General features: G+C 64.4%; 11 protein-coding genes, 1 tRNA gene, 1 rRNA gene and 1 pseudogene. 8 read left to right on the top strand and 6 right to left on the bottom strand.

From position 1 onward, the window contains the following. Positions 1-148: 148 nt before the first annotated feature. Positions 149-221 (top strand) — tRNA-Lys (locus tag ACWIVK_RS08905). A gap of 644 nt (positions 222-865) precedes the next feature. Continuing rightward, entirely contained in the window at positions 866-1729 is an 864-nt protein-coding gene (locus tag ACWIVK_RS08900; protein ID WP_448576295.1) for a sugar phosphate isomerase/epimerase family protein, read from the top strand. A gap of 270 nt (positions 1730-1999) precedes the next feature. Here ACWIVK_RS08900 and ACWIVK_RS08895 read toward each other — a convergent pair. The 3 genes and pseudogenes from ACWIVK_RS08895 to ACWIVK_RS08885 all read right to left on the bottom strand — a co-directional run. Then, a pseudogene (locus tag ACWIVK_RS08895) lies at positions 2000-2329 on the bottom strand (peroxiredoxin family protein); the annotation flags it as partial. A gap of 12 nt (positions 2330-2341) precedes the next feature. Further along, positions 2342-2470: a hypothetical protein gene (locus ACWIVK_RS08890; RefSeq protein WP_448576294.1), complete on the bottom strand. Its 129-nt coding sequence runs from the start codon at positions 2468-2470 to the stop codon at positions 2342-2344. Continuing rightward, positions 2448-3407 carry an alpha/beta fold hydrolase gene (locus ACWIVK_RS08885; protein ID WP_448576293.1) on the bottom strand — a complete coding sequence of 320 codons (960 nt, stop codon included), beginning with the start codon at positions 3405-3407 and terminating at the stop codon, positions 2448-2450. Before ACWIVK_RS08885 ends, ACWIVK_RS08890 begins: the two co-directional genes overlap by 23 nt. Before the next feature lie 67 nt (positions 3408-3474). Here ACWIVK_RS08885 and ACWIVK_RS08880 point away from each other — a divergent pair, with 67 nt between their 5' ends. The 3 genes from ACWIVK_RS08880 to ACWIVK_RS08870 all read left to right on the top strand — a co-directional run bounded on the left by ACWIVK_RS08880 (position 3475) and on the right by ACWIVK_RS08870 (position 5149). Further along, entirely contained in the window at positions 3475-3888 is a 414-nt protein-coding gene (locus tag ACWIVK_RS08880; protein WP_448576292.1) for a PPOX class F420-dependent oxidoreductase, read from the top strand. 3 nt (positions 3889-3891) lie between these two features. Continuing rightward, complete coding sequence (cofE, locus tag ACWIVK_RS08875; protein ID WP_448576291.1) at positions 3892-4644, top strand: coenzyme F420-0:L-glutamate ligase; 753 nt, start codon at positions 3892-3894, stop codon at positions 4642-4644. 73 nt (positions 4645-4717) lie between these two features. Continuing rightward, entirely contained in the window at positions 4718-5149 is a 432-nt protein-coding gene (locus tag ACWIVK_RS08870) for an OsmC family protein (RefSeq protein ID WP_448576290.1), read from the top strand. Between the two features lie 74 nt (positions 5150-5223). Here the strand turns inward: ACWIVK_RS08870 and ACWIVK_RS08865 are convergent, their stop codons facing one another. Further along, a complete protein-coding gene (locus ACWIVK_RS08865; RefSeq protein WP_448576289.1) occupies positions 5224-6348 on the bottom strand; it encodes an acetamidase/formamidase family protein in 1125 nt (374 codons plus the stop codon). Positions 6349-6475: 127 nt separating this feature from the next. Between ACWIVK_RS08865 and ACWIVK_RS08860 the strand changes: the two genes are divergently transcribed. After that, a complete protein-coding gene (locus ACWIVK_RS08860; protein ID WP_448576288.1) occupies positions 6476-7399 on the top strand; it encodes a universal stress protein in 924 nt (307 codons plus the stop codon). A gap of 132 nt (positions 7400-7531) precedes the next feature. On the opposite strand, the gene ACWIVK_RS08855 is transcribed toward ACWIVK_RS08860, so the two are convergent. After that, entirely contained in the window at positions 7532-7684 is a 153-nt protein-coding gene (locus ACWIVK_RS08855) for a hypothetical protein (protein WP_448576287.1), read from the bottom strand. A gap of 271 nt (positions 7685-7955) precedes the next feature. Beyond that, positions 7956-8861: a hydroxymethylglutaryl-CoA lyase gene (locus ACWIVK_RS08850; protein WP_448576286.1), complete on the bottom strand. Its 906-nt coding sequence runs from the start codon at positions 8859-8861 to the stop codon at positions 7956-7958. Between the two features lie 197 nt (positions 8862-9058). Between ACWIVK_RS08850 and ACWIVK_RS08845 the strand changes: the two genes are divergently transcribed. Together ACWIVK_RS08845 and ACWIVK_RS08840 are read left to right on the top strand one after the other, a co-directional pair. Further along, the gene (locus tag ACWIVK_RS08845; protein WP_448576285.1) at positions 9059-9673 is read left to right on the top strand and encodes a cysteine hydrolase family protein; all 615 of its coding nucleotides are present in this window, start codon (positions 9059-9061) and stop codon (positions 9671-9673) included. A gap of 271 nt (positions 9674-9944) precedes the next feature. Further along, positions 9945-10073 (top strand): 16S ribosomal RNA (locus ACWIVK_RS08840); the annotation flags it as partial.

The following is a 10073-nucleotide window of genomic DNA, read 5'->3' as shown; positions in this document are numbered from 1 at the left end:
CTCCAGACCTAGCGCTGGAGCGCAGGGGACAGCGAGCGAGCAGTCGCTGAGCTAGGCAGCGCCACCATGGGCGGTGAAGCTGCACGCACGCCCTCGCATAGCGTACAATTGAATGTGGCACGGTGCAGGATCAACGCCGTGTCGATGCGGGCTGGTAGCTCAACTGGCAGAGCAGCGGACTTTTAATCCGCGGGCTGTGGGTTCGAGTCCCACCCGGCCTACCGACGAGAACCACATCACGGCGCGGAACCGGAACGACGGCCGGTCGCAGGCGACCGGCCGTTCCGGACTTCTACAGGGAATCTTCACGCAAATCGGTTGTCGAGCAACGCGTTCAGTCGCTCCCGGGTCGGCCGCGCCCTGGCAGCGCTGACACGGCCGCCGGAGTCAGCCGTGAGACCGATCGGTGAGTGGCCGAGAATCAGGGTCACCGTCTCGAGATCGACACCGGCCACGAGCAGACTATCGGACAGCTGTGCCGGAGGTCGCAAGAGCGGATCGGAGGGAGAACAACTCGCTACCCGCGGTCGTCAGAGGCACACGCGACGTTGCGGGCAGTAGCAGCCTGACGAACAGCGCAAACGCGAGCCACCAGTGGTCGGCACGTCGGTAGCAGTTCACTCGAACAGGACAAAGCGGGCGATCGGCTCTTCGCTGGGCGCCTGGACGCGAGGACGGCGACGCGGAACTCCAGCGCTGCGCGCGTGGATTCGTGTACAGTCGAGCAGCAGCCGCTCGCCCGCAGGCGCGTACCGTGCACCGCCGATGGAACATCGGGACCGAAATGACGATCGAGTCTTCCTTGCGCACAGAGTGCCGCGAGTCAGGCGAACGCCGATACTGGTGAGCGTACCGGTAGTGCGTGTTGAGCGAGGATGCAGTCGCCAATCGGTTTCGCCTCATGGGCTGGAAGCTGGCAGCATTCGCCGACGAGATCCACCCCGATCCCGCTCTTGCCCTCCACACGATGCAGGCGGCAGGGATCAACACCGTGGAGTTGCGCAGCGCGTGGGGGAAAAATGTGCTCGATTTGACCGACGAGGAATTGGCAGCGCTCGCCCAAGAGGTTGACCAACGCAGGATGACTGTAGCGGTCATCGCTTCGCCCATCGGTAAGAGCTCGATCGCCGAGCCAGCGGCGTTCGAGATGGCGCGCCTCGAACGCGCCCTCGCCATCGCCCACCGTCTCGGCAGTAAGGCCATTCGGGTTTTCTCCTTCTACCTTCCATCAGGCGAGTCCCCTGAGCGATACCGTGACGAAGTGTTGCGACGCATCCAACAGTGGGTCCGTCGTGCTGGGGAATCGCGCATGACCTTGCTCCACGAAAACGACAAAGCGCTCTACGGTGACGTTCCGCAGCGCTGCTTCGATCTCTTGAACTCGATCGGTTCACCATGGTTCAGGGCAGTTTGGGACCCAGCCAACTTCGTCCAATGTGGCGTCCGTCCCTTCTCCACGGGATTTTCGATGCTCGCACCGTTCATCGCCCATGTTCATGTGAAAGATGCAGTGCTCGGTTCCGGTGAAGTAACGGTCGCCGGAGCTGGCGATGGCGAACTCGCTGATACGCTCGCTGCACTGGCCGCTCGCGGTTATCGCGGCTACCTCTCTCTGGAGCCTCACCTCTTGCTCGCTGGATCGCACGGGGGCTTCACCGGGCGGACCGCCTTCTTGACCGCGCTGCGCGCACTGCGTCAGTTGCTCGCGGGTCTCCCCGCCCCATCTTGACGGATCGCTGGACGAGCCGACGGAGTGTCCACCCGCTCGCTGGTAACCGGTACCCGTCGCTGGCTCGATACGGCCCTGAGCAGGTCGGATGGGCATGGGCGATCCGGCGTACATGATCGTGGGTCGTCACCCGATCGAGGGATGATTCACGCTCGTGCGGGCGACTGGCCGCGTACTGAGTCGGTGCGAGAGGTCGTTCACTCGGCTCGTCTCGATCGAGCGAGCAGAAGGTCGGCGACTGCTTTCTTTGACCAGCTTCGGCAGGCGGTCTCAGGCGGTTGCGCTCAGGCTGTCGAGCACCGCGAAGACCTCCTCCACACTCGGAATATCCCGCATCGACTGGCCGTACCAGGCCGCTCGGACGATGCCGTCCGCATCGACGACCAGGACCGCGGGCATGCGTCCCAGCTTCAGGAGCTGCACCTCTTGGCCGAGAAGGTCGGCGACTCGGTGCTCTGGGTCGGCTACCGCCGGAAACGGCATCCCTTCCTTTTCCCAGAAACGGGCGAGCGATCGCGGTCCATCGGGGGCGATCGCGACGATCTCGCTACCCCGCTTGCGGAATTCGTCATAGTGCTGGCGCAACTGCGCCAGGTGCCGTCGGCAATAGGGTCAACGCAAGCCGCGCAGGAGGACGATGACTGCGGGACGACCACGCAGTGTTTCGCTGCCGACCGGCTCACCAGAGAGCGTAACGGCCTGCCATTCCGGCAGCCGATCACCTGGCTGTAGTCTCGGCATGGTCGACCTCCTCGAGGAACTGCTCGACGATCTGGACAAAGCGGGCGAACTCTTCGACATGCGGCAAGTGACCGCTCGAGGCGCAGCGTTCCACGCGGACGATCGCCCCAGCCGCCTGCCAGTCGGCGACGAGCTGGAGCGTCCGCTCGTTGGAGACGATCCGGTCCTGCTCGCCGAGCACGACGAGCGTCGGTACCGTCGGTGCCTGTTCCGGCCGCTCGGCAGACGACTCGGCCAGTGTCGCGAGCGCCACCCGCCAGAGCCGCTCATCCCATCCCGCGAGGCTGACGGCAACGGACGCCAGTTCCTCGCGACCTTTCGGTGGTGGACTCGCCCAGACTCGGCGTTGGGCAGCGTGGAGCGCCAGCGGGCTTGCGAGGCGGAGGATGCTCCGCGCGAGTGTGCCCACCAGCGGCTGACGGGCCAAGCGAGCCACACGCGGCGCATGCGGTCGCTCCCAAGCCGGTGCGACCAGGATCGCGGCGGCGACTCGATCGGGAAGCGCACGGGCGAGCTCGTAGGCGAGCCAGCCACCCATCGAGTGGCCGAGCACCACGAAGCGTCCGAGACCGAGGTGCTGCACGAGCGCACGGGCGATCGGGACCTGCGCAGCAGGCGCGTATGGGTCCAGCCCATGCCACGGGTCACTGGTCACGGCGGTCAGTCCGAAGCCAGGTCGGTCATAGGCCAGCACGCGGCGTTGTGGGGCGAGCGCACGGATGACTTCGGTCCAGGCGAGTGCACTCGATGCGAAGCCGTGCAAGATGAGCAAGGGAAGGCGGTTTTCACCCGCTTCCAGGACGAAGAGCAGGAGTCCATCCAGAGCGACCGTCTTGGGAATCAGCTGTGCTTCCATGACCAGTCCCTCGCTCGGTAATCTTGGCAAGTCGACCGACCGCTCAGCAAGGTGACGGAGGCTGAAAAGACGACTAGGCATACCGAACCGACTCGCTCGCGTATCATGCTCGGGGTCGGTCGAAGGACGGGTGAGGGAGGAACGAACAGTGGCCGCGATTCCTGAACATCTCCGAGACTTCCTACGCGCACCGCGCTTCGCGGTGCTGGCGACGATCGCGCCAGACGGTCTCCCGCGCCAATCGGTGATGTGGTACGACGTGCTCGACGAGGAGACGATTCTCATGAATACCGCCGTCGGTCGCGCCAAACTGGAGGATCTCCGGCGCGACCCACGTGCCTCGCTCTGCATCGCTGATGGCTACCGGTACGTGACGGTGATCGGGCGAGTCGAGTTGGTCGAGGACCAGGAACGGGCACAGGCCGATATCGCCCATCTGGCGGCCCGCTACGTGGGGGAGGAGGAAGCTCGTTCCTGGATCCCACAGTTCCGAGCACAACGACGGGTGACGCTCTTGGTGCGGATCGAGCGGGTGCTCGCGCATGGCTTTGCGGGAGCCTGAACCATGACCGACGAGGTGCGCCTCATCCCGATCCGCGGGATTCCGGAAGCCCGTCCGGGCGACTCGGTCGCAGAGCTCGTCCTCACCGGTATGGCAGCCAGTGGCCTCACCGGCGAAGAGGGTGATGTCTTGGTCGTCACCCAGAAACTCGTCTCCAAAGCCGAGGGGCGCCTGGTGGCACTGGCCGAGATCGAGCCCTCGCCGTTCGCGATCGCCTTGGGGCAACGATGGGAGCGCGATGCGCGCCAGATCGAGCTGGTGCTGCGCGAAAGCGCACGGATCGTCCGGATGGATCGCGGCGTGATCATCGCCGAGACGCACCACGGGTTCGTCTGCGCCAATGCTGGAGTCGATCTCTCCAATGTTCCTCCTGGGTATGCTGCGCTGCTCCCGCTCGATCCGGATCGCTCGGCCGCCCGGATCCGAGCGGAACTGGGGGAACGAGTCGGCTGGACTCCAGCGGTGATCGTGTCCGATACCTTCGGTCGGGCCTGGCGCAACGGGATCGTCAACGTCGCGATCGGCGTGGCCGGCATGCGACCCTTACGCGACTATCGGGGGCAACGCGACCCCTTCGGCAACGAACTCCGGGTCACGGTCATCGCGCTCGCCGATGAGCTGGCCGCGGCAGCTGAGTTAGTCATGGGAAAGACCGAGGGGTGTCCGGCAGTCATCGTGCGCGGTTTCCGCTACGAACCTGGGGAGGGAAGCGCCCGCGACCTCCTGATGCCACCCGAGCGTGACCTTTTCCGCTGAGCTTGCTGATGTACTCCCGAGGACTTAGAATCCTTTCGAGTTCGGTATCGATACCAAGCGAAAGGGGGGCTCCATGCCTGTCCGGACAGCCACGGCGACCTGGGAAGGGACACTGCAGGGCGGATCGGGGACGATGACGGTCGGCAGCGGCGCGTTTACGGTCCCCTTCTCGGTCGGAACGCGGTTCGGTGACGAGGCGGGAACGAATCCGGAAGAGCTGATCGGAGCCGCCTACGCTGGTTGCTACAGCATGGCACTCGCTGCGCAACTCGGCCAGGCCGGCTATCAGCCTGAGCGGATTCGGACGACGGCCCGCGTGCGGATCCAGCAGGTCGAGGGAGGCTTCGCGATCGACCGCATCGAGCTCGAGACGGAGGCGAAGGTTCCCAATATCGACGAGGCACAGTTCCGCGAGATCGCAGAACGCACCAAGCTCTGGTGTCCGGTGGGGGGTGCCCTCGCGAGCGTCAAAGAGATCGTTTTGACCGCACGCCTCGTCGACTGACGAGCACCCAGGAGAAGCCGGGAGCCGGCTCGGTCGAGCCGACTCCCGGTCTCTGCTCGATCGCGATTCGACCTTCACCCGACGAAGATATCCAACGGCAGAATCGCGCTCACCATGACATTGGGAACGTCGACCGTCTCGCTGACGCGAAGATCCACGGCGACACTGCAGAGCGCATAGGCCTGCTGCGCCGTAAAGCCGCGCCGTTGCAGGTATTCGATCATACGGAAGAGCGCATCGCGCGCCGCGAGCGTCAGGTCTTCCGACTCGTTCCGTCCATCGCGCACACAAATCCCGGTCGTCGCGTAGAAGCGGCGTGGGGCAGCCATTTCGGGTGCCGTGAAGTAGCCGTCACGGAGGAACTGAACCGTGCGAATGCCGCGCCGCCGCGCCTCCCCCTTGTGCACGCGGAATTCGACATGCACGACCGAGCGCATCTCGATCGCCGTGCCGCAAACTTCGCCATCCCCCTGAGCGAAATGGACATCACCGACGGAAAAGAGCGCCCCCTCGACCCACACGGGGATGAAGACGCTCGCGCCGGGTGTCAGTTGCTTGATGTCGAGATTGCCAGCATTCTCCCGCGGGGGAATCGTGCGTAGTCCTTCGGAGGCGATCGGCTCGCTGGCTGGAACCGCCCCAGTGGGATCGGGGAGCAGCGCGAACCCACCGCGCGCTGCTAACTCCGCTTCGCGGCGAGCGACCTCCTCACGCAGTTCGCGCGAGGGAGCTACTCCGATGGTCCCCGGATGCGGGCAACGCGGGATACGTACTCCAGGCAGTTGCGGTGATTCCGCGTACGTCTCGTAAAGATGCCAGTGGACGATGTAGGGCTGCGGGAATTGGTCGCGCAGAAAGCCGAAGCCGGGGACCTGAACGGTATATCCCCAGTGCTGCCACGGGTCTGGCTCGATGGCCTGAATCTTGACTTCGAGGAGGTCACCCGGTTGCGCACCTTTGACGTAGACCGGGCCAGTGAGCGGATGGACCCGACTGAGATCGGCCTGGGCGACATCATGAATCGTCGATTGGGGCGTCAGCTGGGCGTCGAAGGCATCCCAGGTTTCCAGCGCCACTGCTTCTCCCGGCTCCACTTCGAGCGCAGGGGGAATCGCTTCGTGCCATCGGTTGTGTCCTTTGCCAGGCTGCGCCGCGAGCGGGCGCAAGGGATCGACGCCGAGGCGGTGAGTCCGGATCATGCTGCCCCTCCTTCCCTGCGAGCAACCGTCGAGCGCAGCATATCGCCATCGGCCGGATCCGTGAAGAGGCATAGGCAGGACAAGAATGTGCACGTATCCTTCCCGTGGAGTCGACCGAGGAGGACCGATGATCGAAACGATCCTCGTCGCGCACGACGGGTCACCAGCTGCCGATGCGACCCTGCCAGCTGCTGCGCTCTTGGCCCGCCTCTTCTCAGCCCCCGTCGTGCTGGTACGTGTGCTGGAGACGATGCGCCCTTTCTACGATCCGCGACGCGGCGAAGTGATCTGGCTCTCGGACGATGAACCGCGCGTGGAGATCCCGCCGGAAGAACTCTTTGCGGCGCAGTTGTCGATCCTCCGCGAGCGGGGAATCACTGCGATCGCTGTCGTTCGATTGGGCAAAGCAGCCGACGAGTTGGTCGAGGAAGCGCGCGCGTGGCCAGCACCCGTGCTCGTCCTGGGAAGTCATGGCCGCGGCGGGGTGGGACGAGCGGTCATCGGCAGCGTGACGGATCGAGTCGTCCGGTCAGCGAGCTGTCCAGTCTTGGTGGTGCGCGCAGGTGCGCCCGTCCTGGAGCGGATCGAGCACGTGTTGGTTCCCCTGGACGGCTCGCCGCAGGCGGAACGAGCGCTCCCCTATGCGATTGCACTGGCGGAGCGAGCGGAAGCCCGCCTGACGCTCGCTCGCGTGGCCGAAACCCATCGCGAGCTCCTTCTGGAGTGGCGCGGTCGCCCGGTCGCCCCGGCAACTCAGGAGCGACTCGCCGCCATCGAAGAAGAGGTGGCGCACTACCTGGCTGCAATCCGCGAGCGCATTCCGGCGGGCATCGACGTTCGACTCCTGCATTTGAGCGGCGATCCGAAGCGGCAACTCGTGGCAGCGGTCGAACGCGAGCGGACAGATCTCGTCGTCCTCACGACACGTGGGAAAGGGGGACTGGAACGCTGGCTGCTCGGCAGCGTGACGGAGCGGCTTCTGGTGGCAACTCGTGTTCCGTTGTTCATCGTGCCCATTACTGAACAGAATGAGGTACGTCCGACCGAATGAGCAGCCAGTCGCGGAAGGCATCATCCCTTTCCTTCGCCGCAGTGAGCACGCTGCTGACGTCTCACCAGGGCACGAGATGGTCTGGATAGATCCGGATCACCAGACTGGACTCGCGAGCGACTGTTCCTGGAGTCACACCGATCCGGGAATTTCCAGCGCGATACTTCTTCGGAGAGTCATACCGATCCGGAAGTTTCCAGCGCAATGTTTCGCCAGATAGGCGGATCGCTCGTTGGCGAGGTCTGCATCGCTCACGAGTTCAGCGTGGCCATCGAACCGCGTCACGTGCTCGGCCCGGGGGTCACTGTTGAAGTGCAGCGAGACACGGGGAGTGCTCCGAACATTACGGACCTAATGCCTGCGCGGCCGAGAAGGGAACAGAACAGCACCGTCTTCCCCCCGTGGAACCAAACGGACACGACGTGCGGTTGACTGACGAGCCGAACCGTGGCCAGCCTGATGATCGATTCGTAGCGGCGGAGTCGGTGCAGAGCCGCTGGTAGCTCGGTGACCATCAGGCTTCTATTCTCGCGCACGCTCAACGGAAAGAGTCGGCTCATTGACTACCGCAGTGCGCTGTCGGTGAGTCAGTTCGAGCGAGTCCAGGGATAGCCTCCCGAAGCAGGGTGCGCGCTCGCTCGAGACCGCGTCGATCGATCCCGTGATCGTATCCGCGAGCTTCCAAGAAATCGAGCAATCGCTCAGTGGCCAGGTTCCCCGGAGCTCCTGGTGCGAACGGACAGCCACCGAGTCCCGCGATGGCCGCATCGATCGTGCGCACCCCGTAATCGAGCGCGACTGCCACGTTGTCGAGCGCGCGACCAGACGTGTCGTGGAGGTGAACCGCGACGCGCTCGGGGGGTATCCAACGGAGCAACTCCTCCAGGAGACGAGCCACCTCGTCCGGTGCCGCTTTGCCGATCGTATCGGCTACCGCCAACTCGTCACAACCCAACTCGGCGAGGCGGCGGGCTACTGCGACAGCGCGCAGTGCTTCGACCGGTCCGGTGTACGGACAATGGAAAGCGACGGAAACATAGCCGCGCAACCAACACCCAGCCGCTTTGGCGCGAACAGCCACAGGAGCATAGCGCTGGAGCGACTCGTCGATCGAGGCGCCGATATTGGCCTGGGAAAAAGCGTCAGTCGCGGCCGCGAAAAGCGCCAGGGAGTCACAGCCGACAGCCAACGCGCGCTCGAGTCCGCGCTCGTTGGGGACGAGGACCAGGTACCGTGTACCGGGTCGACGCGCGATGCGACGCATCACCTCCGCAGCGTCGGCCAGTTGCGGCACCGCACGAGGGGAAACGAAACTCGTGCATTCGATGACCGGAAAGCCGGCCTGACTGAGCGCATCGATGAAAGCCACTTTTATGTCTGTTGGAACGGGAAAGGCTTCGTTCTGAAGACCGTCGCGTGGTCCGACCTCGACCAACTGGACGCGTTGGGGTACCGACGGCATGGCGACTCCTTCCGCGGGACGAGAGCGAGCCGGTCGAGAGTGGGTGCTTTGGGCGAGAGTATATCGTGATCGTGGTGCGACCGGCTGAGCTTGCGTTGGAACTGCGAACCGAGTGCGGTGCATCATTAGTGGTGCGGATCGACAGGCGAAGCTTCGTCGAGTAGTCGGTGCTGCGTACGAGGAGTGGGAGGGAGACCATGCGGCGAACGGTCGAAGTACCCGAGTACACGATCGCACCGGAAGTGGAGATCGACCCCCGCAGCACGGCGCTGATCGTCGTCGACATGCAGAACGATTTCGTCCGGCCGGAAGGGAAATTGTTCGTTCCGGATGCGCCGGCAACGGTTCCCAAGATCCAAGCATTGCTCGCTTTTGCCCGCCAGCACGGGCTTTTCACTGTCTTCACGCAAGACACCCATTATCCAGGTGACCCGGAGTTTCCCATCTGGGGTGAACACTGCGTGGCGGGGACCTGGGGCTGGCAAATCGTCGATGAACTGGCACCACGGGAAGGGGAACTCGTGCTGCAAAAGCGGCGTTACGATGCGTTCTACGGGACGCCGCTGGATCATGAACTCCGTGTGCGCAAGATCGAACAGCTCATCATCTGTGGGACCGTGGCCTCGATCTGCGTGCACTATACGGCAGCGAGCGCAGCACTGCGCTGGTATGGCGTGATCATTCCCGTGGATGCGACGTCGGCGCTTCATCCCTTCGATCTGGAAGCAGCCAACCGGCAGACCGCGTTCTTGTTCCGGGGTGTGCTGACTCGAGCGGACGGCGTGCGGTTGCGGAGCGGCGTGCCGGCGTAGACGCATCGACCCCTTGACAACGAGCCCTCGGCTGAGTAGTATCTGACAACGCTGCGCGCGAGCGCAGCCCGGGAACCGGCGGACGAGCTTGACAGCATCGACCGCGCACCGTTATACTGTAGTGATGGGTCGAGCGAGAGAGACTCGAACGCCGGCAGGCGAAGCACCTTGACAACTGAGGTGTGGTTCGTGCAAGCGCCCCGCCCCAGGTGTTGACGAAGGGCCGAGGTCTCGCGCAGGGCGCGATGATCTCGGGTTCTGGAGTGATCTTGGGATGGAGAGTTTGATCCTGGCTCAGGGGGAACGCTGGCGGCGTGCCTAATGCATGCAAGTCGGACGGGAGCACGCGCGAGCGTGCCGACCGTGGCGGACGGGTGCGTAACACGTGGGGAACCTGCCC

This window comes from Thermomicrobium sp., from assembly GCF_053493975.1.
Note: the sequence above shows the minus strand (reverse complement) of the source record. Positions and strands in the feature narration are given on the sequence as shown.